The following is a 22,817-nucleotide window of genomic DNA, read 5'->3' as shown; positions in this document are numbered from 1 at the left end:
TTATAAATCCTCCTTATTTTGCTGCTTAACTTCAACTAGGCCTTGAATTCTTGTTTCAAACTGAGCTTCACTGTAGTTGCGGTAGTCAGCCTGATCGCCGTCAAAGGAAGTGAATGGGATGCCTGCAGCTTTGGCGAGCTGACGCTGTACTTCCATCATCTGGCAGTCCATAACCTTGCAGCTGCGGTTAACATGGTAGATTGTACCTTCGCAGCCAAAACGTTTCAAGGCTTCAAGCCGACGTTCAATCATCGTGCTGGCATTATCGCCGTTTGTAGAAGCGAAGCAATAGGCGCGTGCCATGCCATCGAGGTCATTATATTCAATGGCCCAGGCTTTGCCGTAGCTGGAAGCAACCATGTTAATGCCATACTTTTTTAAAGTGCGAAGATTATGGCTTAGGTATGGCCAGCAGGCAATGCCGTCCCAAGAGATGCGAAAGCGTTCTTCGATGGGGAAGGTAGAGGTTCCCTCTGCGATATGTTTTTCAATCTCACTGTTAAGCTGCTCCAGAATGGCGGTAGTGGAAGCCTTGCCGCGGTTGCAGACCATAGAGGACATATAGTTGAAGAGTTCAAATCCACTTAGGGGAGCCGGTTTGCGGTCAAGCAGATTATTGGCACGCTCCCATAGGAAGCTGTTGCGCTGGCTGATTTTCATTACTTCTTTAAAATGTTCATCGTCCCATTTTTTGTCGGTAAACTCACAGAGGTTTTTGATGAGCTCATCAATTTGTGCGCGCACATAGCGGACACGGCTTTCAGTAACGTAATCCCAGGGATTATAGCAGGTATCAATGAAGAAGATAGGAATATTCATCTGACGTGCTAAATTTTCATACCACTTGGTGAGCTGGTTGCAGATATTGTTGGTGAGCAGCAGAAAATCAGGTTTTACCAGCTTGCCGCTATCAGGAAGCTCTAGAGCGCTTTCCCCGTTTAACACAGAGGCATAGGCGAGGTTGAGCTTGGCGTAGGCGCAGAGGTCGTTAGCGTAGCCAAGCGGCCCTTCGCACTCCTGCAGAAGGTTGTCTGCCTGATGTCTGGCAGCAATGCCTGCGGCATGGTTCTCAGGATAGAGGACGTTGAGGCCTAGCGTTTCGGCAATTTCCTGCGGAAAAATCGACGCTGACCAGCCGACCTTTTCGCCGCGCTCCTTGGCGAGGCGTGCGTTTTCAAAAAGGGCGGCACTTTGCTCGGCCAGCATGAGCATGCTTTTTGGCTTTGGTCGTTTAGGCTTGGCTTGCGGAGCGCTGTCCGCTGCTTTTATCGTTGCTATACTTTCACTCATCGTCTTCACTCCTTAGCTTGCAATAGTTTTTCATAGGCCAGAACAGCTGCACCGATAGCACCTGCGGACTGGCATAAGGGATCGACAAGAATCGGACAGCCCATTTCCTTTTCCATGGCTTGTACGACGCCGCTGTTTAAGGCTACACCGCCGCTCATGGCCAGGCAGACTGGATGTCCCAGGCGGAGCGCCATGCCTGCGACGCGTTTGGCTACGGATTTGTGAATGCCTGCGGCAATATCCGCTAGAGGCACCTGCGCGGAAAGCTGGCTGATTACTTCGGATTCGGCAAAGACAGTGCAGGTGTTGCTGATTTTCGCCGGCTGCTTGCTCGCTGCGGATAAAGGTCCGAGCTGCTCGATAGGAACGTTTAAAACCCTTGCCATCACGTCCAGAAAACGTCCTGTCCCTGCTGCGCATTTATCATTCATCTGGAAGGCGAGCAGCCTTCCCTGCGGCGATAGCTTGAGCGCCTTGGCATCCTGGCCGCCTATGTCGATAACTGTGTCCACCTGCGGCAGCAGCAAATGAATACCCTTGGCGTGGCAACTCAGCTCGCTGCTCTGCTCATTTGCCTCAGAACAAATCAGCCGTCCATAGCCAGTTGCTATGGTATAAGCAATCTGCTCGCGCGAGATAACGGACTGCTCAAAAATTTCGGCTAAGGCCCTGGCGGGGCCGACAGTACCTGTCCCCAGCGGCACAACGACGTGGGCCACAATTTTTTGGCCGTTTTCAAGAATAACAGCTTTGCTGGTAGTGGAGCCGATGTCTATGCCTAGTGTGTACATAAAATGACTGCCTCCTTTGACGAAAATAAATTAACGGATATCATTAGCTTTGTACATCGACTGGATTTTTTCCTCGCTGTAGCCAAGCTCTTTGAGGATTTCTGCTGTGTCGCAGCCAATCGGACCGGAGATTTTATGCGGAATTGCAGCGGCATCGACAGAGCGGAAGTGAGCCGGGCCGTTAGTAAAGACAGTCTTGGTTCCGTCACTGTATTCGTAATGATAGGCATAATTATTGGCGATAACCTGCGGATCGTTGGGCACATCCTTAAAGTGTGCGAGCACCTCATGCGGCAGATCGTGAGCGTCTAAAAGCTCATGCCAATAGGAAACAGGCTGCTCCCTGAATTTCTTATCAAGGATAGCGACAAGCTCTTTTTTATTTTCGTAATAGGCTGCGGCGGTGGAAAATCTTGCGTCTTTCAATAATTCAGGAAGACCGATAAGCTGGCAGAATTCAGGGAAACGGCGATAGTCAATGATTGCAAGGTACAGCCATTCTCCGTCAGCTCCCTGATAGGTGTTGCTGCACGCATGGCTGCAGTCCTCATGGCTGCGTGGGTATTGGCGTCCGTTGAAGCCGTTTAAAAGTCCGGAGGACAGAATAAAGGTACCAATCTGCAAAAGGGAAACGTCAACCTTATCTCCTGCGCCAGTTCTTTCTCTGCGGAAGAGGGCTGCAGCAATGGCACCGGCAAGCGCTGCAGCAACGCTGTGGTCGCCAAAGCCGGCAACAGTCATGAGCGGCGGACCGCCAGCCGGTGCTAAATCTGCCAAGAGTCCGGTTCTGGCATAAAAGGCTGTATAATCATAGCCGGGACGGTCTTTCTCCGGCCCCTTGTCACCATAGCCTAGTACGGAGGCATGAATGAGCCTGGGATAAATATCCTTTAACTGGTCATAGGTCAGGCCCAGCTTTTCCAGAGCCTGCACACGGTAGTTGGTCACGAAAACATCTGCTGTTTCCAACAGCTTCAGCAAGACCTGCTTGCCCTCCGTTGTTCTTGTGTTGATGGCAAGAAAGCGTTTATTTAAGTTCTGCATATCAAAATTAGGATTAGCGATGTCTGTCGTGGGAGAGAGCGAGGTCGCGCCTTGCGTCCTCCAGGTGTCACCGTTTATAGATTCAACCTTGATTACCTCTGCTCCCCATTCTGCAAGAATTCGGGCAGTCATTGGTCCTGCCAGCATATTGGAAAGTTCAATTACCTTAATTCCCTCCATGGGCTTCATGAGTTAGTTCCTCCTTCGTCTTTCGCTATCTGTTAACGCTGCTCTAAATTTGGGCTGAGCGTATTCTGTGACAACAAAAGCCGAGAAATATAAAGTCAGACTTTAGGTTTCTCGGCTTGCTGCATTGCTTATTTTTTATACTTTCTGATCGCTGCACCGATTAGCTTCGCTGTCTGCGACAGCTCTGCTTCGGTGTGCGTTGCCATGAGGGCAACGCGCAGGCGCGCAGTGCCTTTTGCTACCGTCGGATAGCGGATAGCGGGGGCGAGCACGCCATTTGCCAACAGCTCGTCTGCAACCTGCAGAGCGGACTTCTCATCGCCGATGATAATAGGAATGATGGCGGTGGGAGAGTAGGCTTCTACGTCTTCAGCGTGCAATGCGTTTAAGAAAAACTCAACGTTATGCTGCAGATTTTGTGCACGCTGTGGTTCCTCCTCCAGTACCTCAATAGCTCGCAGCGCAGCGGCGAGCGTAGCAGGAGTCTGAGAGGTGGCGAAGATAAAGCTGCGTGCTTTATTTTTGAGATATTCAATAATCACCTTGCTGGCGCAGGCGTAACCGCCTTCGGCGCCAAGTGCTTTGCTGAGCGTACCCATGAGAATATCAGGACGAACAGTGTTGCCGAAATGCTCAACAGTACCATGACCTGTTTGGCCGATAACACCAGTGGCGTGAGCTTCGTCAATCATCGTGAGCAGATGATATTTTTTGCCGAGGGAGACGAGTGCAGGCAGGTCAACAATGTCACCGTCCATGCTGAAAACTGCGTCGCTGACAATCAAGCCTCTGCTGCAGGGGGTAGCAAGAATTTTCGCTTCCAGATCCTGCATATCATTATGCTTATAGACAACGATGCGTGCCTTGGAAAGGCGGGCACCATCGATGATGCTGGCGTGGTTATATTCGTCGCTGAAGATAACGCTTTCGCTGTTGCAGAGGGCGGAAATAATGCCGACGTTGGCCATGTAGCCTGTGTTAAACACCAGTGCTGCTGCTGTGCCTTTGAAATGCGCCAGTTTGCTTTCAAGCGCTTCGTGCAAGGCGGTGTTGCCGGTAGTCAGACGGCTGCCGCCGCTGCCTGCGCCCCATTGAAGCGCAGCTTCGGCAGCGGCCTGCTTAACGCGGGCATCTGCTGCTAAATCAAGATAGCTATTGGAGGCAAGCATCAAAACCTTGGGTCCCTGCATTTCGACGTATTTACTTTGCTCACTGTCCATAGTGCGCAGAGAGCGGTAAAGATTCTGTTCTTTAAGTTGCTTTAATTCGTCAGCAAAAATCTGCTCCGGATCAGGATTAGCAGGCTTTTCGACAGGCAGGCCGCGCACCAGTACACGCTGTTTTTCCAGATAATTGATAGCATCCTCGGCCTTGGCTTTGCTGCTGTCAAAAATAAAAACTCGACCGCCGTGCGGATTACCCATTTCCTTTATCGGCATGAGGCGTACATAACCATGCTTTAAGGATGCAAGGTAGCCGACGAGGTAATCAGGATCATCGGAAAGACACAGCTCGGCGATGATGCCGGGAGCATGTACAACCTTGGTGGCTAGTACGATGGCCTCGCGGAAGTGGTTCTTACCGCTGCAGTTGCTTGCTGCGCCTTCAGCATCCATATGGGTTACGCGGATACCGCGCTCATGGTCAGGCTCAAGTCGGGTGCCGGTGGCAACATCGTAGAGTACGGCGCCGCGCATAGGATGGTTGTGACGCAAAAGGTTAATCAGTTCATCAGACTTGGCTTCCAATCCCAGCTCGCAGAGCATTTCCTTCATGATTTTGTAGGTTTCTTCTACCGTATCAGCGGGACGTTTGCTGACAGGCAGAGCGTTGAGATATTGCAGCTTTTCCGGTGCGACTTCTTCCATTTTGACGTTGATGAAGTCTGCTCGGCCGAGGCCGTGATGCAGAGCGCGCTCGGTAAGTGCGCTGACAGCGTTGCTGATATCGGATTGCGGGACAATGCGTTCTGCGCCGCTGACGTGCAAATCACCTTTGGATGCGCGCATTTTGATGCTGTATAAAGGCATAGGGAAATCTCCTTTGATGATAAATTTAGAACGTTATAATTTTGGTGTCTTCGCATTGCAATCAATATATCGTTTCGCTCAAGAAAAATTTTCCCGTACCCAAAGGGTACAACGCAAATTTCGTGTGGAATCAATACAAAGTGCCGCAAAACTCGCGCAAAGCGATAATGTTTTTCTACATAAGCAATGTTTAGCGCTCAAACAGTTGCGCCACTTTTGTGATTCCAGACACTCATTTGCTAAAATTTTTATTCACTACACGATATATTGCTTGCTGGCGTTATTTGTTCGGCAAACTTTTGTGAATCTGCATTTAGAAAAGAGCAGGCAAAACCACAACTGTGATTTTGCCTGAAATGTTATACAAACTATTATTTATCAGCCTCTGAGCAAAGCCACTTTGGTAAGCAGCTTTTGCGCTGGCTTATAGAATGCACCGGCGGCAACTGCGGTGAAAATCATACCGGGGAAGGCTGCGGCGGTGAGTACCATCCAGTTTACACCGGTAACCTGCCACAGTACGAGGCGGGCAGCGAAGGTTCCGAGCGGGCCGCTGACAGCAACAGTAAGCAGATTGGTTCCGAGCAGGGCCATGGCGCCACCGGCAACAACGCGGAATACCATCTGTACAAGTACGTTGATGATGTTGTGCATTCCGAGCATCATTCCCAGCATACTTGCAATGATACCTGCGATAATGTAGCGTTTAAAGCCGAAGCAGGCGCAGATGAGTACGGCGATTGGTGCAGATAACTGGAATTCGCCACCGGCAATTGGCGAAGGGATTTTAAAAGAACCTGAAATCAGAATCAAGACACCTAACAAAGCGATAGTAGTCAGCTCTTTCATACTCAAATCTTTCATTTAATTGCTCCTTATTTTAAAACCTCATCCATGGATTGTTTAGCTAGTGCTATAGCCTTATCCAGATCTTTGTTTTCGATATTCAGCGGCGGGTTGAAGTAGATGACGTTACCCAGAGGACGCAGCAGCAGGCCGTGGGTAAGTGCTTTTTTATAAATTTCGTAGCCTATACGCAGGTCGCCGTCGAAGCCGATTTTCTTATCCTTATCGGTAACAAGTTCCATAGCGTTAATCAGGCCGATATGACGGATTTCGCCGATGTTTTTATGAGCGCCGAAGGTATCCATGAGTGCATTGTGGAAGTAGATTGCTTTTTCGGCAGCATGCTCGAGAATGTTTTCTTCCTTCATAATCTTGAGTACAGCGAGGGCGGTTGCGCAGCCGATAGGGTTACCGGCATAGGTGTGGCTGTGCATGAATTGCTTGCCTTTGTTGTAATCGTCATAGAAGGCATCATAAATTTTGTCTGTGGTGCAGACAATAGCCATTGGCAGATAACCGCCGGTGAGAGCCTTACTGATGGTCATGATATCAGGAGTAATTCCCGCATGGTTGCAGGCGAACATTTTGCCTGTTCTGCCGAAGCCGGTAGCAATTTCGTCGGCAATCAGCAGTACGCCGTACTCATCACAGAGCTTGCGCAGCTTTTGCAGGTAGAGAGGCGGATAGATACGCATGCCTGCGCAGCCTTGGACGATAGGTTCAACGATAATGGCAGCGGTTTCTTTGGCGTGTTTAGCGAATTCTTCCTCAGCAAATTTGAAGCATTCGCATTGGCAGTGCTCGCGGTCTTTGGCAAACGGGCAACGGTAGCAATCAGGTGCCTTTACATGGATGTTATTCATCATCATGGGTTTATACATTTGTGCGAACAGGTCCATACTGCCTACGGAAAGAGCACCGATGGTTTCGCCGTGATAGCCTTCGCTGAGGCACATGAAGCGCTGTTTTTCCGGGTGACCGGTCTGCAGCTGATATTGGAAGGCAATTTTCAGCGCGATTTCTACAGAAGAGGAGCCATTGTCAGCAAAGTTGAATTTATTCAGGCCTTTGGGGAGAACGTCGACCAGCTCTTCGCACAGCTTGATAGCAGGCTCGTGGGTGAAGTTAACGAAGATAACGTGCTCTAATTGTTCAATCTGCTCTTTGATGGCAGCATTGATTTTGGGATTGCAGTGACCTAAAAGGTTGCACCACCAGCTGCTGATGATATCAAGATATTCGGTACCGTCGGCTGCGTAAAGGTAAGGGCCTTTAGCGTGGTCAACGATGATAGGACGTAAGGTTTCGTAGTCCTTCATTTGGGAACAGGGATGCCAGATGTGGGCTAAATCTCTTTTTTGTAAATCTGCTACTCTATCGTTCATTTTATATTCCTCCTGAGTTTTGTGTCATTATTGTTTATTCCCCCTTCCGCTTCACGTTGTTCGGCAACTTCCCTGTAGGGGCAGGCAAGAGCGTGTAATTGAGACTAAAGGGGGCTGTCAATTTTTATTTGTATAATCCTTTAAGCACTTCTACATCAATATCCAGCTCGTTGGCGTTCGGCGGTACGCAGGCAAGTATGGGGACCGCTGTAATTTCTTCCATCATACGCTTGTTATCGGCCTGCATGAAGTTGTTGCCGTCATAGTTGTTAAGGATGATGCCGCGGACGGGAATGTTTTTCTGCTTGAGGTAGGAGATGGTTAGTACGCAGTTATTGATGGAACCGAGCGCTGCGTTGGAGATGACCAGTACGCCTAAATCAAGCTTTTTGATGATGTCCTCGAGCAGGATGTGCTCTTCATCCCAACGGATGGGGCAGATGATGCCGCCGCTGCCTTCCATGGTAACGTAATCATATTTAGCAAGGGAAGCGTGATAATCAGCTTCAATCTTTTCCATTTCTACAGGGTTGCCCTCGCGCAGTGCTGCCAGATGCGGGGAAACTGCTTCCTTATAAATGTAGGAAACAAGATTTTCCGGCTTTTCCGGGATGTTGGCGGTTTTGGCAACAAAGGCTGCGTCGCCCGGCAGCCAGGTGCCGTCAGGCTGTTCTTCAGCGCCGCTCAGCGCTGCTTTGTAGTAGCCGGCGTTGACGCCTGCATCGCGTAAGCGTTTAACAAGCAGGCCGGTAACGTATGTTTTACCGATATCTGTACCGATTGCTGTAATGAAAAGACCTTTACTCATAATTTTCACCTTCGTAATTTATTTTGGTTAACTTAAGATTCTGCGTGGTTAACTTTGTTATAGCTTAAGTATACGCTGTGAAATTTTTAATGTCAACCTAGCAAAATAGTATGGTTAACCATGGCGGCTGAGCATAAAAAAAGACTGACAGCTATATTTTGTGGTTATAACTGTCAATCTGTGCTTATCTTGTGGTTAACGAAAAATCATCTTAATATAAAGGAAAAAATTATTTTTTTGTTGCTGCGTTTTTACGGATTTCAGTTACAGGGATGCCGCCGATGCCCCAGTTATCTGTATCAACCTCGTCGATGGTGACAACGGTGGTAGACTTGTTTTTGCCTAAAACGTCATGCAGAAGATTGGTCGCACCTTCGATGAGAGCGCGCTTTTGCTCCGGGGTAACGTTACCTTCTTTGGTGATTTTGATGTTTACATAGGGCATGGTGATGACCTCCTTGTGTTTTTCTTTCATTATAACATATTTTACTTGCAAACTACTCATTTCTATGCTATTATAAGTGCGGTAAAATTTACTGATGCACAGTAGCATTTAGGATGAGCTGGAGCAGTTAACAGTAAAGCTTACTTCTGAAAAATTTTTAAGTCAATACTCGCTTGGATCTATAAGACCGGGACGAAGACGCAAACAGGCTAACTATGCGCATTCCGTACCGGAATGCGCTTTTTTATATGCTTCGGCACAAATAAGCAATTCCGTAGCCTTGAATTTGCACAGCGTCTCCTGTGGTCAGAAGGGAGGGCAATCTTGAAGGTTGGTATTATTGGCGGTGGGCGTGTTGGCAGCCGTTTGGCTGCAAGCTTGCGTAAAGCAGGCGTGCTGGCCGGCATTACGGCTGCATCCGAGCAGCACAGCGCACAGCTGGCACAGCAGTTTGGCGTACCGATGACGGATAACGCGAAGCTGTGGCAGGCAGCGGACGTGCTCTTGCTTACCGTACCGGATCGTTTGATTGGTACGGTGGCAGAGGAGCTGGCGCAAAGTGTGATACCTGCGGCTAAGGTTGTACTGCATGTGAGCGGCAGTGTAGGACTGGAGCCTTTGGCTCCGCTTACGCAGCTGGGCGCACATGTAGGCAGTCTGCATCCGCTGCAAAGCTTTGCCGGCGGCAATACACAGCTTGCAGGTGTGTATATGGCGCTGGACGGTGACAGCGAAGCGCTGGACGCAGGCAAAAAGCTCGTAGAGCTTTTTGGCGGTAAAGCGTTCAGCGTTCCTGCTGAAGAACGTGCGGCCTACCATGCGGCAGCGTGCATCTGCTCCAACTACGCTGTAACGGTGGAGGCTATGGCGGCGCAGCTGATGGCGCGCTGGATCGGCAGCAACGAAGCTGCCTGGGAAGCGCTGCTGCCCTTGTTCAAAGGCACGGCGGCTAATTTGCAGGCTACGCAAAATCCTGCGGCGGTCCTGACAGGACCTATTGCCCGCGGTGATGTCAGCACGGTAGCAAAACATCTTGCTGCTTTACCGGCAGCTGTAATTCCTGCCTATTGCTCTCTAGGCCTGGCGACAACCTCGCTGGCCCTTGCTAATGGCACTATTGACGAAAATGCAGCTGATGAGCTGAGAAATTTGCTTGGAGGATATTATGGCTAACAAACAAGTAACAGTCGCAACGATTAAAGAAATGAAGCAAAAGGGCGAACCTATCACGATGATAACCGCTTACGACGTAGCAATGTCCCGCAACGTGAACGAAGCAGGCGTAGACATGATTCTTGTAGGTGATTCCTTGGGTAACGTAATTTTAGGATATAATTCCACAGTCCCTGTAACGATGGATGAAATGATTCATCACACTAAGGCTGTTATGCGTGGCAACAGCACTGCTTTAGTAGTTGGCGATATGCCGTTTATGAGCTATCAGGCAAGCATTGTTGATGCAATGTACAATGCAGCACGCTTCCTGAAGGAAACAGGCTGCACTGCAGTTAAGCTGGAGGGCGGTTCTGAGGTAGTTCCTCTCGTAGAGCGCCTGACACAGGCTGGCATTCCCGTATGTGCTCATATCGGTCTGACTCCGCAATCTGTAAATCAGCTGGGCGGCTTCAAGGTACAGGGCAAGGATATTGCTGCTGCACAAAAAATGATTGATGATGCCAAGGCTTTGGAGGCTGCAGGTGCTTTTGCCTGCGTGCTGGAATGCGTTCCGGCAGCACTGGCTGCTAAGGTAACCAGCGAGCTGAAAACCATGGCTACCATCGGTATCGGTGCCGGCAACGGCTGCGACGGCCAGGTGCTCGTATGCAACGACCTTTTGGGAGTTTCAACCGGCTTCTGTCCGAAATTTGTTAAGAAGTATGCTAATCTGCATGATACTACCGTAGAAGCAGTAAAGGAATATATTGCCGATGTTAAAGCAAGAAGTTTCCCTGCTCCGGAGCATACCTTTAAGATTGACGATGCTGTTTTAGAAAAATTATATTAATACTTTTATACATAAAGTGAGGTAATTCAAAATGAAATTAGTACATACAGTTGCAGAGCTGCGCGAGGAGGTTGCAGCAGCTAAAGCTCAGGGTTTGACAATTGGTCTGGTGCCTACTATGGGCGCTTTGCATGAAGGCCATGCATCCCTGATTAAAGCAGCTAACATGGAAAATGACTTTGTTGTAGTCAGCGTTTTCGTAAACCCGACTCAATTCGGTCCTAACGAAGATCTGGATGCTTATCCGCGTACTCTGGAAGCAGACTGCAAGCTGGCAGAAAGCATGGGCGCTAACGTAGTTTTCGCTCCGGCTCCGAAGGAAATGTATCCGAGCGAAGATGCAACCTGGGTTGAAGTAACCGGTGATATTACCAAGGTTCTTTGCGGCCGTACCCGTCCGATTCACTTCCGCGGTGTAACTACCGTTGTTACCAAGCTGTTCAACCTGGCACAACCGGACCGTGCTTACTTCGGCCAGAAGGACGCACAACAGGTTGAGGTTCTGAAGCGCATGGTAAAAGACCTGTTCTTCAATATCCAGCTGCGCATTATGCCGATTGTCCGCGAAGCTGACGGTTTGGCAAAGAGCTCCCGCAACACCTATCTGAATGAAGCAGAGCGCAAAGCAGCTCTGGTACTGAGCCGTAGCCTGAAGGCTGCTAAGGAGCAGTACGAAGCAGGTGAGCGTGACGCTGCTAAGATTACTGCGGCTGTAACCGCTTCCATTAAAGAAGAGCCAATGTCTGATATTGATTATGTTGAAATTTATGCACTGCCGGAATTGAAACCTGTAGCAGCTCCGATGGCAGGCAGCAACCTGCTGGCTGTAGCTGTTAAATTCGGCACTACCCGTCTGATTGATAATGTAGTTTTGGAGGAGAAATAATATGCTTTATACTATGCACCATGGCAAAATTCATCGCGCTACCGTAACCCAGGCAAACCTGGAATATATGGGCAGCATTACTATCGACAGCGAGCTGCTGGAGCTGTCCGGTATTCTTCCGGGCGAGCGTGTACAAATCGTTGACAACAACAACGGCAACCGTCTGGAAACCTATGTTATTGCCGGTGAGCGTGGCAGCGGTGTTATCTGCCTGAACGGTGCGGCTGCACGCAAGGTTCTGGTTGGTGATACTGTTATCATCATCGCTTACAGCCTCATGACCGAGGAAGAAGCTAAAACCTATGTGCCGAAGGTTGTAATGGTTGACGAAAACAACCATCCGATCAACGTTCGCGGTACTGAAAAAGAAGCAGAAATCGGCTGATTTTAAGCATTATACAAGCACGTTGTGGGTTGCGCGAAAGCGCAGGCTGCAGCGTGCTTTTTGTATTAATTGCTTTCGTTGGAAAGTAGTTATGCTATGTGTGTGAATAAAACACTTCGGCTGTTTTAAAGTAAAAATAGCAAAACTTCGGCTAAAACGTAAGTCTTGTTCTGTTTTAGCCGAAGTTTTCCCAATATAAGCACAGCATTTTTCTATACTATGAAATTTATTAGTAACTTATAAATTCATTAATATATTGTTTTTGCAAAGCAGTAAGAATATAATAAAGGAAAATCAAGAAAAGCTTAGGAGGAATGCTGAATGTTAAACGATAGTGTTATTAATGTTTTGAAAAATAATCTTTGGGATGTCGCAACCTGCGCTGACAACGAGCCTAATGTTGTGCCGGTTGGCTTTAAGGATGTGACTGCAGAAGGTAAATTGGTAGTAGGTGATGTATTTCTGGATACTACTTTAAAGAACATTGCCGAAAATAACGGCCGCGTTGCTGTTTCTGCTTATGACGGCAAAACCTTTGAAGGCTATCAGATTAAGGGCAGCGCTGTTTATGTAACAGAGGGCGAAGTGGTTGATGCCTTTAAGGCTGCTGCAGAGGAGCTGTTCCATGGAGCTGCAACTGCTAAGGGTGCCTTGATTATTACTCCTGAAAAGGTTATTGTTACTACTCCAGGTGCTGATAATAAAAAAGAGCTTTAATTTTCATTGCATTTGAGCGTGGGGATTTTTCCCTGCGCTTTTTAATTATATAGGCAAAAACAAGCCTGATATAGTAGAATAGTAATAGGCAGGTGATGACTATGTATCAAAAAAAGCTGGCGGCGGATATCCGCTGTCCGTTGGAATATGGTTTGAGTGTTTTTGGCGGCAAATGGAAATCGCGTATTATATGTGTGCTGGCACAAAACAATAAATTGCGTTATAGTGAGCTGCGCAAGGAATTGGCTAATATTACCGATGCTGTTTTGGCGGCGCTTAAAGAGCTGATTGCTGACGATATGGTGGCGCGCAAGGCTTATAATGAAATCCCGCCGCATGTGGAGTATGAGCTTACGGGAAAGGGAACTTCGGCAATACCTATATTACAAAGCATTTGCCGTTGGTCGGGCATTTTTTGCAAGGAAACTGACGAAGTGATGCTGACGCAGTGCCAGCGTTGTGACTATAAGTAAAACGATATATACAGCAAATAAAAAACTTCGGTAGAACGCTAAGTGTCATCGTTCTACCGAAGTTTTCGTTTATTGAGAACTTAAGAAAAAAATGATATACTGAACTTGTGTGCAACACTAAATACTATAGTAGATTTTAAGGTATTTCATTTGGAGGAAATAGTATGTTGGAAAAAGCTTTGTTTTCGGGAGAATCGGTAAATGTTGAATATAAAGTAGAAATTCCGCCGAATAGTGATAAGTACATGAAAACAGTAGTTGCTTTTGCTAATGGACGAGGTGGACATATTATTTTTGGTATTGATGACAAAAGTTTAAAGGTAGTTGGAATAGAATCCGATGCTATATTTTTGAAAATTGATGCCATTACAAATGCTATTCTGGATAGCTGTGAACCGAAAATATATCCAAACGTAACTTTACAGACATTAGATGATAAAACTGTAATAGTGGTAGAAATTCAACCGGCACCTATGAGGCCTTATTATATAAAGTCTCAAGGTATAGTAAAAGGTACTTATGTGCGCGTTGCCGGAACTACAAGACATGCAGAAGCGTATATGTTAAAAGAGCTTATATTAGAAGGGCAAAATCGTTATTATGACAGTGAAATATGCAAAGACCTTACAGAGGTGCAAGATGATGAAATAGAAAAATTATGTCGTGACATGAAAGCTATAGCAATAAAGAATACTTTAGATGAAAGTGCAAAATTAGCGGTTCGCGATATAACCAAGAATGTATTGATAACTTGGGGAGTTTTGAAGGATGTGGATGGTAAAATTCTCCCTACCAATGCATATGCACTGTTAACAGGTCAAATGCTGTGTCAGCCTGTTATACAATGTGCAGTTTTCAAAGGAAATACACGTGCATACTTTATTGATAGACGAGAATTTGATGGTCCTGTTCAGCAGCAGGTAGAGTTTGCATATCAGTATGTTTTAGAAAAAATTAATATGGGAATGCAGATCAAAGGGATTTATCGTCAGGATATGTATGAGTTGCCAGTCGATGGCATACGCGAATTAATTGCTAATGCTGTTGCACATCGTAGTTATTTGGAACCAGGGAATATACAAGTAGCTTTGTATGATGACAGATTGGAAATTACATCTCCAGGAATGCTATTAAATAATGTTTCGATAAGAAAAATAATGGAAGGATATTCCAAGTTGCGTAATCCGGCAATTGCAAGTGCTTTTGCATATATGAAAATTATTGAAAAATGGGGTACTGGTATACCAAGAATTTTTAGGGAATGTGCGGAATATGATTTGCCTAAACCGCAATTACTTGATTTTGATGGTGATTTTAGGGTGAATATGTATAGAAAAACTACCCAAACTACCCAAACTACCCAAACTACCCAAACTACCCAAACTGTCGTAAGTAACCTTTCTGATTTGACAGATGATGATAATGTTATTTTAAATGCTTTGCTACAAAACAACAGGTTAACGCAAAGGGAAATTGCTTCAAAACTGGAATGGTCTGTGGACAGAGTAAAATATTACTTGCAAAAACTGAAGAAAAAAGGAGTTATTAAACGTGTAGGCAGTAGCCATAACGGATATTGGGATATAATAGTAAAATAGCCAAATAAAAAACTTCGGTAGAACGCTAAGTGTCATCGTTCTACCGAAGTTTTTCGTTTCTATTCGCTTTTGTCGTGGCAGCAGCAATGCTCTGCTGCCACAGGCTTCATGGAGCATTCCGGGCAGATGCCTTCGCCCTCTAAAAGCTTGCTGCCCCAGGCGTACATGGCCTGCAGGATGGGAAAGAGGCTTTCGCCCCGCGGCGTCAGGCTGTACTCAACCTTAGGCGGCACAACGGCGTACACCTTGCGCGCAATCAAGCCGTCCCCTTCCAGCTCGCGTAATTGCTGGGTGAGCATTTTGGGCGTAGCCTCGGGGACGAGGCGGCGCAGCTCGTTGAAGCGCAGAATTTTACCGGACAGGTGCCACAGGAGCAGTGCTTTATATTTGCCGCCGATGAGCTGCAGTGTGGCAGCAACGGGGCAGTTGACGTTAATGATGTCTTTCATTTGGATTTTCCTTTCTGTAATGAGCAAAGCTTTCAGAGTTTCTCACAGTATCTTTTTGTATACTATCTACCTAAATAGTGCATTCTTGAAATAAGGGTAGCGTTTGCTATAATAATAGCAGACAAAATTTTTTACGTCAAATAGATAGTAAATGAAAGGAGCCACGATGAAAAAACAATTACTTGATATAACAGGCATGAGCTGCAGTGCCTGCTCGTCACGCATCGAAAAAGTTGTTAACAGGATGCAGGGCGTGGAGCAGATGAGTGTTAATCTGCTGAAAAATAATGCGCACGTTACCTTTGACGAAAGCGTTGTAGATGAAAAAGCAATTATTGCCCGCATTGAAAAGCTGGGTTTTGGCGCGAGAGTGCATACTGCAAATGCTGCTGCACCGGTGCCTCAGCAGGATACAGCAGCGCAGGAGATGGAGGAGATGCGTCAGCGTCTTATCGGCTCGCTGATTTTTGCCGGTCTTGTCTTTTATCAGCACATGGGGCGCATGTGGGGCTGGCCGCTGCCAGGCTTTATTCTGGGGCAGGAAAACGAGCTGATTAACGCTTTACTGCAGATGCTGTGGTGCATTCCGGTGCTTTTTATCGATCGCAAGTATTTTATCTATGGTGTGCGCAATCTTTTAAACGGTGCGCCTAACATGGATTCGTTGATTGCCGTGGGCAGCGGTGCATCCTTTATTTACGGTTTATATTCCGTATTTGGCATGGCGTATGCCTTTGGTCATAACCGTCTTGATTTGCTGCCGGGCTTTGCCGATGCCTTATATTTTGAAGCTAGTGCCGTGATTTTGGCACTTGTAACCGTCGGCAAGTTTATGGAGGCGCGGGCAAAGAGCCACACCTCTGATGCGATTAAGGCGCTGATGAACCTTACGCCGAAAACGGCGCTTGTTGAGCGTCACGGTCTGCAGGGTGAAATACCTGTAGAGGAGGTTGTAACAGGTGATGTGCTGATTGTAAAAAGTGGTGCGTCCGTGCCTGTGGACGGTAAAATTATTGAGGGCAGCGCTGCCTTGGACGAAAGCGCGCTGACGGGTGAAAGTCTGCCGGTAGATAAAACAATCGGGGACAAGGTTATCGGCGGCACAATCAACAGAAGCGGTTACTTTAAGATGGAAGCGACTGCGATTGGCGCAGATACAGCTTTGGCGAAGATTATTGCGCTGGTGGACGAGGCAACTTCATCTAAAGCACCGATCGCCAAGCTGGCGGATAAGGTAAGCGGTTATTTTGTACCTGCCGTTATCAGCATTGCTGTGATTGCAGCCGGGATCTGGCTGGCGCTGGGTGCAAGCTGGCATTTTGCGCTGACGATTGCTATTTCGGTGCTCGTCATTTCCTGTCCCTGTGCTTTGGGATTGGCAACACCGACGGCGATTATGGTCGGCACAGGGCGTGGTGCAAAGAGTGGTATCCTGATTAAATCGGCAACGGCATTGGAAACAGCGCACAAGGTTGATACCGTTATCTTAGACAAAACAGGTACGATAACAGCGGGTAAGCCGGTTGTGACGGATATTTTACCTATAAAGGCTACTGAAAATGAATTGCTGGCCTTTGCTGCCAGTCTGGAGAAGCTTTCAGAGCATCCCTTGGGCGAGGCGATTGTTGCTGCTGCTGAAGAAAAGAGTCTGGTGCTTGCGGAAGCTGGCAATTATAAGCAAATCCCTGGTCAGGGCTTTACTGCTTTGCTTGCAGGGGATGAGTGCGCAGCAGGTAATCTCAATCTGTTGGAGACGTTGAATGTTGATGTCAGCAGCTTGATGAACCAGTATGACAAGCTGGCGGCTCAGGGAAAAACACCATTATACTTTGTACGTGCAGGCGAGCTTTTAGGCTGTATTGCCGTTGCCGATACTGTTAAGCCGACTAGCAGAGAAGCTATCGGCAAGCTGCAGGCAATGGGCCTGCGTGTGCTGATGGTTACCGGTGATAATCGGGCGACGGCGGAGGCGATTCGCGCGCAGGTTGGCGTGGATGAGGCTATTGCGCAGGTGCTGCCGCAGGATAAGGAAGCGGTAGTACGCAAGCTGCAGCAGGAGGGACACATTGTCGCTATGGTAGGTGACGGCATCAATGATGCACCGGCGCTGGCGCGCGCTGATGTAGGTATTGCCATTGGCGCAGGCACTGATATTGCGATTGAGGCTGCTGATATGGTTTTGATTAAGAGTGATTTGCTGGATGTGACAAAGGCGGTTCACCTGAGTCGCAGCGTGATGACCAATATCAAAGAAAATCTTTTCTGGGCCTTTATTTATAATGCGATTGGTATTCCATTTGCCGCAGGTGTATTTTATACAGCCTTCGGCTGGCTGCTGAATCCGCTGATTGCTGCAGCGGCGATGAGCTGCAGCAGTGTTTCTGTTGTTACTAACGCACTGAGACTGCGTTTTATAAAATTGTAATTGCAAAGGAGATTTTATCATGACTAAAACTATTGCTATTGAAGGTATGCATTGTCAGCACTGTGTTGGCGCTGTTAAGGAAGCACTTGCTGCTGTGGCAGGTGTAACAAGTGTTGTTGTTTCCTTGGAAAACAATAATGCTGTTGTTGAGGGCGCTGAGCTGGATGACGCAGTTTTGAAAGAAGCTGTTGAGGATACCGGCTTTGATGTAACCGCCATCAACTGAAAATAAGCACAAAAAAACGTCGCGTAAGCGGCGTTTTTGCTTGTAAAAAGTCGCTACGAGGCGACTTTTTTTCTTATGCAAATATTTCTGCTATAGCAGGCGGAAGCATATCAAGTGCACTTGCTGTCATGAATGCGGCAGCAATAGCTACAACGATAAAAGCAGCAGCGTGCGGATAATCCTTTTTGCGTACGGAAGAAAAGATGGCACGCAGGGATAAAAGCAGAATTAAGCCCCAGATATAGGGACCGGTTACCTCATGGAAAAATTTTTCAAACATGATAACACTCCTTGCTGACTGAAAAAATGAATTTAAGCAGTTTGAGATACATAGATAATAAAAAAACACCCGCAATAGCAGGTGCTGTTTTTGGATTGGTGCCTCAGCACAGAATCGAACTGTGGACACAAGGATTTTCAGTCCTTTGCTCTACCAACTGAGCTACCGAGGCGTAATGGCGACCCGGATGGGACTCGAACCCACGACCTCCGCCGTGACAGGGCGGCATTCTAACCAACTGAACCACCGGGCCATTACAATATTGAGGCAAATGGGCAAAAAAATGGTGGGCGCTAACGGGATCGAACCGCTGACATTCTGCTTGTAAGGCAGACGCTCTCCCAGCTGAGCTAAGCGCCCGTATTTGGTGACCGGTGGGGGAATCGAACCCCCGATACCGCCGTGAAAGGGCGGTGTCTTAACCGCTTGACCAACCGGCCAAATGTGGTGACCCATGTAGGCCTCGAACCTACGACACCCTGATTAAGAGTCAGGTGCTCTACCAACTGAGCTAATGGGCCGTGGTCACGTTACTTGATTATAATACCCTATCTGCTAGAAAATGTCAAGCACTTTTTTCGTAAAAACTTAAAAAATCTTTGGAGGCATAAAAACAATTGACTATGCATCTAGAAAAGCATACAATTAAAGTGTTATAGTAGGTTCTAAATTTTTTGTACGGAGGATAGACTTATGGATTACGATATTGCCGTTATTGGTGGTGGTCCTGCTGGTGTATCTGCAGCGATTACTGCTGCCAGCAAGGGACGTAAGGTTGTTCTGTTTGAAGCCCACGGCTTCAGCCCCCGTCTGCGTAGTGTAGCGCAGATAACAGATTATATGGGTATACCCGATATTTCCGGTACTGCGCTTATGGATATTTTTGTAAATCATCTCAAGCAGATGGAAGTAGATATCATTGAATCTAAAATTATTTCTTTGCGTGAGGTAGGCGAAGGCTTTATGCTTGGTACACCGCATGGCGAATATTCTGCGGATTCCGTAGTATTGGCGACCGGTATTTCCCGCTCTACGCTGTTCCCCGGAGAAAAGGAATTTTTGGGCAAGGGCGTAAGCTACTGTGCTATTGTTGATGCTGATAAATATAAGGGCAAGTCTGTGGCCGCTATTGCTACTGTTCCTGATGCTCTGGAAGAAGTAGAATATCTGGCAGAGCAATGTGAGCATGTCTTCTTTTTCCCGCTTTATTCCGGCTTTATTCCGCCGAAAAAGAAAAATATTACTGTAGTGCTGGATAAGCCGACAGAAATTACCGGTACTGACAAGGTTACCGGCCTACGTGCAGGCGATGATTTTTACAGCGTTAAGGCTGCCTTTGTCTTCCGTGCCAGCGATCCGCTCAATAGCTTTTTGCCGGGCCTGGAAATCCGCGGCCGCAGCATTTATGTTGATGATCAGGCGCAAACAAATATTGAAGGCGTTTTTGCCGGCGGAGACTGTACAGGTCAGCCTTGGCAGGTAAATCGTGCTGCAGGGCAGGGACAAAAGGCTGCTCTTTCGGCAATCCGCTATCTTGCACGTCGCGATGAGGGAATTGACTATTAAAAATTGCAGTAAAATCTTTTATCCCGACGGGATTTATGCTACAATATAAGTTATGATAAATTATTTGGAGGCTATATTATGTTAGATTTAAAATTCGTCCGCGAAAATCCGAAGCTGGTCGAAGAGGCTGTAAAAAGCCGTAATGGCAGCCTTGATTTGACTGAATTCCTGGAACTGGATAAACAACGTCGTGAAATTACCCAACAGGTAGAAGCACTGAAGAAAGAACGCAACACTGCATCTCAAGAGATTGGCAAGCTGAAAAAAGCTGGTCAGGATGCTGCTGAGCAGATGGCTGCAGTTCGTGCTCTCGGCGATAAAATTGCTGCAGATGATAAGGAACTGAAAGAGATTGAAGAAAAAATCAAAAGCATTCTGCTGACTATTCCTAACGTTCCTGCAGAAGATGTTCCTGTAGGCAAGGATGACACCTGCAACCCGGTTATCCGCACCTGGGGCGAACCGACTAAATTTGATTTTGAACCTAAGGCTCACTGGGATATCGGTGAAAACCTGGGCATTCTGGATTTCGAACGTGGCGTTAAGGTTAGCGGTGCACGTTATGTATTCTATCGTGGCATGGGCTCCCGTCTGGAGCGTGCCGTTATCAACTTCTTCCTGGATGTACACACCAGAAAGCATGGTTATACCGAATTCTTCCCGCCGTTCATCGTTAACGGTGCAAGCATGCAGGGCACCGGTCAATTGCCGAAATTTGCCGAGGATATGTACAAGCTGGAAAACGGCGATATGTACCTGATTCCGACTGCAGAGGTTCCTGTAACCAACTATCATCGTGATGACATTTTGACCGGCGACGAGCTGCCGCTGAAATATACTGCATACAGTGCTTGCTTCCGCGCAGAAGCTGGTGCTGCAGGCCGTGATACCCGTGGCCTGATCCGTATGCATCAGTTCAACAAGGTTGAGCTGGTTAAATTCACTAAACCGGAAGAATCCTGGGCTGAGCTGGACAAGCTGACTAACGATGCTGAAGAGGTTCTGCAATTACTGGGCCTGCCGTACCATGTTGTACGTCTGTGCACCGGTGACCTGGGCTTCAGCTCCGCTACTACCTATGACCTCGAAGTATGGCTGCCGGCAGCAAACTGCTACCGCGAAATCTCTTCCTGCTCCAACTTCCTGGACTTCCAGGCACGCCGTGCCAACATCCGCTTCCGTCGTGATGCAAAATCCAAACCGGAATTTGTACATACCCTTAACGGCAGTGGTGTAGCTGTTGGCCGTACCGTTGCTGCTATTCTGGAAAACTATCAGCAGGCTGATGGCAGCGTAGTTGTTCCTGAGGTTCTGCGTCCTTATATGGGCTGCGATGTAATTCCCGCTCCGAAAAAATAAGCTGCGCAGATACAGCTGAATAAAAATAAGCGTTGAAATGTCATTTAACCGGCATTTCAACGCTTTTATTTTTGCCTGCCGTATTCAGATATGTTTCTGTTGTTTCATATGTTTTATGGCGAAATTTTCGCTATTTTATGCTGGAAAATGAGCCAATCCGTGATTATTGGGAAATTTTTCCATTCTCCTCGAAAAAAATCAATTTTTTGCCGTTTTCCTATTGTACTTTCAGATTATTGTGGTACAATCATAGAAGAAAAAATAAATGCAATAGCAAGGGGAGAGTGTTATGAGTAATAAAAAACATTTCCAAATAAGCCAACAGGCTGTAGAAAAATTAGCGGTACGTTTCGGTACACCGCTGTTAGTGCTTTCTTTAGATGAAATCAAAAAGAACTACAAGGTTTTGAAAAAATATATGCCGCGTGTTAAAATTCATTATGCGATTAAAGCTAATCCGCATCCGGAAATTTTGCGGGTGATGGCAGATATGGGCTCCTGCTTTGACGTAGCAAGCGACGGAGAAATCCGCACTCTGCATGATATGGGTGTGGATGGCGGTCGTCTGATTTACGCTAATCCTGTAAAGACAAGCGTAGGGCTGGAGGCCTGCCGCAGCTGTGGTGTACGCAAGATGACCTTTGACAGCGCCAGTGAAATAGATAAAATAAAAAAACAGTGCCCGGATGCGACTGTACTGCTCAGACTGCGTATCGACAATTCTTCGGCACATGTTGATTTGAATAAAAAATTCGGCGCAGCGCGTGAAAATGCGCTGGCACTGATGCAGCAGGCTAAGAATGCAGGCCTGGATATGGCTGGCATTGCCTTTCATGTAGGCAGTCAGACTGTCAGCGCTGATCCTTATCTGCATGCGCTGGATATCGCACGTGAGCTGTTTGAGGAGGCTGAGGCAGCAGGCCTGAAGCTGCGTGTGTTGGATATCGGCGGCGGCTTCCCTATTCCTGAGCCAAAGGTGAAATTTAACCTGCCGGAAATGCTTCGCCAGATTAACGCACGTCTGGATGAAGATTTTGCCGATGCCGAAATTTGGGCCGAACCGGGCCGTTATATTTGCGGTACGGCGGTTAATCTGATTACCAGCGTCATCGGCGTTACCGAGCGTGGCGGTCAGCCATGGTACTTCCTCGATGAGGGTTTATACGGAACCTTCTCCGGTGTACTCTTTGACCAATGGGATTTCAAGCTCATCAGCTTCCGTGAGGGTGAGGAAAAGGTGGCAGCGACGTTTGCAGGACCAAGCTGTGATTCATTGGATATTATGTTCCGCGGCCGCCTGACTGTGCCGCTGCAGGTTGGCGATTTGCTGCTGGTTCCCGGCTGCGGTGCCTATACCTCTGCCAGTGCAACTACCTTTAACGGCTTCAGTAAGGCGAAATTCGTTATCTGGGAGCGCGTAAAGGCTGAGGTTGAGCCTGTTGCTGCTGTTGGCTGTGTTGAGATGAACCAGTCTGTGGCGCAGGCTGTAAAATGAAAATAGAATTATTACCGCATCAGCATTTAACGTTGGTGCGGTTTTTGTGGTTCTATAATAAGTGTTGGGGTCTTGATCTAAAATAAGATTGAGACCACCGGCACTTTATTTTTATTAAAGACAAA

General features: G+C 47.4%; 23 protein-coding genes and 5 tRNA genes. 13 read left to right on the top strand and 15 right to left on the bottom strand.

Annotated elements, in window-relative coordinates; all coding sequences use genetic code 11:
- The 4 genes from Q0G26_RS08850 to bioF all read right to left on the bottom strand — a co-directional run bounded on the left by Q0G26_RS08850 (position 1) and on the right by bioF (position 5,344).
- Entirely contained in the window at positions 1-1,290 is a 1,290-nt protein-coding gene (locus tag Q0G26_RS08850; protein ID WP_293829950.1) for a 2-hydroxyacyl-CoA dehydratase family protein, read from the bottom strand.
- Positions 1,291-1,295: 5 nt separating this feature from the next.
- The gene (locus Q0G26_RS08845; RefSeq protein ID WP_293829948.1) at positions 1,296-2,081 is read right to left on the bottom strand and encodes an acyl-CoA dehydratase activase; all 786 of its coding nucleotides are present in this window, start codon (positions 2,079-2,081) and stop codon (positions 1,296-1,298) included.
- A gap of 30 nt (positions 2,082-2,111) precedes the next feature.
- A complete protein-coding gene (locus tag Q0G26_RS08840; RefSeq protein ID WP_293829946.1) occupies positions 2,112-3,314 on the bottom strand; it encodes a CaiB/BaiF CoA-transferase family protein in 1,203 nt (400 codons plus the stop codon).
- A 128-nt stretch (positions 3,315-3,442) separates the two neighbouring features.
- Entirely contained in the window at positions 3,443-5,344 is a 1,902-nt protein-coding gene (gene bioF / locus Q0G26_RS08835; protein ID WP_293829945.1) for an 8-amino-7-oxononanoate synthase, read from the bottom strand.
- Between bioF and Q0G26_RS08830 the strand changes: the two genes are divergently transcribed.
- A complete protein-coding gene (locus Q0G26_RS08830) occupies positions 5,325-5,699 on the top strand; it encodes a hypothetical protein (protein ID WP_293829944.1) in 375 nt (124 codons plus the stop codon). The two genes, bioF and Q0G26_RS08830, sit on opposite strands and share 20 nt — an antisense overlap.
- A 23-nt stretch (positions 5,700-5,722) precedes the next feature.
- On the opposite strand, the gene Q0G26_RS08825 is transcribed toward Q0G26_RS08830, so the two are convergent.
- The 4 genes from Q0G26_RS08825 to Q0G26_RS08810 all read right to left on the bottom strand — a co-directional run bounded on the left by Q0G26_RS08825 (position 5,723) and on the right by Q0G26_RS08810 (position 8,828).
- Positions 5,723-6,208: a hypothetical protein gene (locus Q0G26_RS08825; RefSeq protein ID WP_293829942.1), complete on the bottom strand. Its 486-nt coding sequence runs from the start codon at positions 6,206-6,208 to the stop codon at positions 5,723-5,725.
- Between the two features lie 11 nt (positions 6,209-6,219).
- Positions 6,220-7,575 (bottom strand): adenosylmethionine--8-amino-7-oxononanoate transaminase, encoded by a 1,356-nt coding sequence (gene bioA / locus Q0G26_RS08820; protein WP_293829940.1) that lies wholly within the window; start codon positions 7,573-7,575, stop codon positions 6,220-6,222.
- Positions 7,576-7,699: 124 nt separating this feature from the next.
- The gene (gene bioD, locus Q0G26_RS08815) at positions 7,700-8,383 is read right to left on the bottom strand and encodes a dethiobiotin synthase (protein ID WP_293829938.1); all 684 of its coding nucleotides are present in this window, start codon (positions 8,381-8,383) and stop codon (positions 7,700-7,702) included.
- A gap of 229 nt (positions 8,384-8,612) precedes the next feature.
- Entirely contained in the window at positions 8,613-8,828 is a 216-nt protein-coding gene (locus Q0G26_RS08810; protein WP_293829936.1) for a 4-oxalocrotonate tautomerase family protein, read from the bottom strand.
- A gap of 324 nt (positions 8,829-9,152) precedes the next feature.
- Between Q0G26_RS08810 and Q0G26_RS08805 the strand changes: the two genes are divergently transcribed.
- The 7 genes from Q0G26_RS08805 to Q0G26_RS08775 all read left to right on the top strand — a co-directional run bounded on the left by Q0G26_RS08805 (position 9,153) and on the right by Q0G26_RS08775 (position 14,892).
- Positions 9,153-10,001 (top strand): Rossmann-like and DUF2520 domain-containing protein, encoded by an 849-nt coding sequence (locus Q0G26_RS08805; protein ID WP_293829934.1) that lies wholly within the window; start codon positions 9,153-9,155, stop codon positions 9,999-10,001.
- Entirely contained in the window at positions 9,994-10,833 is an 840-nt protein-coding gene (gene panB / locus Q0G26_RS08800; RefSeq protein WP_293829932.1) for a 3-methyl-2-oxobutanoate hydroxymethyltransferase, read from the top strand. Before Q0G26_RS08805 ends, panB begins: the two co-directional genes overlap by 8 nt.
- Positions 10,834-10,864: 31 nt before the next feature.
- Positions 10,865-11,719, top strand: coding sequence for a pantoate--beta-alanine ligase (gene panC / locus Q0G26_RS08795; protein WP_276634532.1), 855 nt, complete (start codon positions 10,865-10,867; stop codon positions 11,717-11,719).
- 1 nt (position 11,720) lies between these two features.
- Positions 11,721-12,104: an aspartate 1-decarboxylase gene (panD, locus tag Q0G26_RS08790; RefSeq protein WP_009145844.1), complete on the top strand. Its 384-nt coding sequence runs from the start codon at positions 11,721-11,723 to the stop codon at positions 12,102-12,104.
- 321 nt (positions 12,105-12,425) lie between these two features.
- Entirely contained in the window at positions 12,426-12,821 is a 396-nt protein-coding gene (locus tag Q0G26_RS08785) for a pyridoxamine 5'-phosphate oxidase family protein (RefSeq protein WP_293829930.1), read from the top strand.
- A gap of 101 nt (positions 12,822-12,922) precedes the next feature.
- Entirely contained in the window at positions 12,923-13,294 is a 372-nt protein-coding gene (locus tag Q0G26_RS08780) for a helix-turn-helix domain-containing protein (RefSeq protein ID WP_293829928.1), read from the top strand.
- Between the two features lie 164 nt (positions 13,295-13,458).
- Positions 13,459-14,892: an RNA-binding domain-containing protein gene (locus tag Q0G26_RS08775; protein ID WP_293829926.1), complete on the top strand. Its 1,434-nt coding sequence runs from the start codon at positions 13,459-13,461 to the stop codon at positions 14,890-14,892.
- 59 nt (positions 14,893-14,951) lie between these two features.
- Here Q0G26_RS08775 and Q0G26_RS08770 read toward each other — a convergent pair whose 3' ends face one another.
- Positions 14,952-15,341, bottom strand: a complete 390-nt coding sequence (locus tag Q0G26_RS08770) for a helix-turn-helix domain-containing protein (protein ID WP_293829924.1) — start codon at positions 15,339-15,341, stop codon at positions 14,952-14,954.
- A 166-nt stretch (positions 15,342-15,507) separates the two neighbouring features.
- Between Q0G26_RS08770 and Q0G26_RS08765 the strand changes: the two genes are divergently transcribed.
- The gene (locus tag Q0G26_RS08765) at positions 15,508-17,766 is read left to right on the top strand and encodes a heavy metal translocating P-type ATPase (RefSeq protein WP_293829922.1); all 2,259 of its coding nucleotides are present in this window, start codon (positions 15,508-15,510) and stop codon (positions 17,764-17,766) included.
- A gap of 19 nt (positions 17,767-17,785) precedes the next feature.
- Positions 17,786-17,992 carry a heavy metal-associated domain-containing protein gene (locus tag Q0G26_RS08760; RefSeq protein WP_293829921.1) on the top strand — a complete coding sequence of 69 codons (207 nt, stop codon included), beginning with the start codon at positions 17,786-17,788 and terminating at the stop codon, positions 17,990-17,992.
- 73 nt (positions 17,993-18,065) lie between these two features.
- Here the strand turns inward: Q0G26_RS08760 and Q0G26_RS08755 are convergent, their stop codons facing one another.
- From Q0G26_RS08755 to Q0G26_RS08730, 6 genes are all read right to left on the bottom strand, one after another.
- Positions 18,066-18,272: a hypothetical protein gene (locus tag Q0G26_RS08755; protein ID WP_009145849.1), complete on the bottom strand. Its 207-nt coding sequence runs from the start codon at positions 18,270-18,272 to the stop codon at positions 18,066-18,068.
- A 96-nt stretch (positions 18,273-18,368) separates the two neighbouring features.
- Positions 18,369-18,444: transfer RNA gene (locus Q0G26_RS08750), tRNA-Phe, on the bottom strand.
- A 4-nt stretch (positions 18,445-18,448) separates the two neighbouring features.
- Positions 18,449-18,525: transfer RNA gene (locus Q0G26_RS08745), tRNA-Asp, on the bottom strand.
- Positions 18,526-18,556: 31 nt separating this feature from the next.
- Positions 18,557-18,632, bottom strand: a tRNA-Val gene (locus Q0G26_RS08740).
- A gap of 5 nt (positions 18,633-18,637) precedes the next feature.
- Positions 18,638-18,712 (bottom strand) — tRNA-Glu (locus Q0G26_RS08735).
- A gap of 5 nt (positions 18,713-18,717) precedes the next feature.
- Positions 18,718-18,793, bottom strand: a tRNA-Lys gene (locus tag Q0G26_RS08730).
- A gap of 172 nt (positions 18,794-18,965) precedes the next feature.
- Between Q0G26_RS08730 and Q0G26_RS08725 the strand changes: the two genes are divergently transcribed.
- The 3 genes from Q0G26_RS08725 to Q0G26_RS08715 all read left to right on the top strand — a co-directional run bounded on the left by Q0G26_RS08725 (position 18,966) and on the right by Q0G26_RS08715 (position 22,692).
- Complete coding sequence (locus tag Q0G26_RS08725) at positions 18,966-19,838, top strand: NAD(P)/FAD-dependent oxidoreductase (RefSeq protein ID WP_021719199.1); 873 nt, start codon at positions 18,966-18,968, stop codon at positions 19,836-19,838.
- Between the two features lie 78 nt (positions 19,839-19,916).
- On the top strand, positions 19,917-21,197 hold the full coding sequence (gene serS / locus Q0G26_RS08720; RefSeq protein ID WP_009145851.1) for a serine--tRNA ligase: 1,281 nt from the start codon (positions 19,917-19,919) through the stop codon (positions 21,195-21,197).
- Positions 21,198-21,486: 289 nt separating this feature from the next.
- Entirely contained in the window at positions 21,487-22,692 is a 1,206-nt protein-coding gene (locus Q0G26_RS08715; RefSeq protein ID WP_293829919.1) for a type III PLP-dependent enzyme, read from the top strand.
- Positions 22,693-22,817 lie beyond the last annotated feature (125 nt).

The organism is uncultured Phascolarctobacterium sp. (genome assembly GCF_934190775.1).
Taxonomy (GTDB): domain Bacteria; phylum Bacillota; class Negativicutes; order Acidaminococcales; family Acidaminococcaceae; genus Phascolarctobacterium_A.
This window is presented reverse-complemented; position numbering and strand designations above follow the sequence as displayed.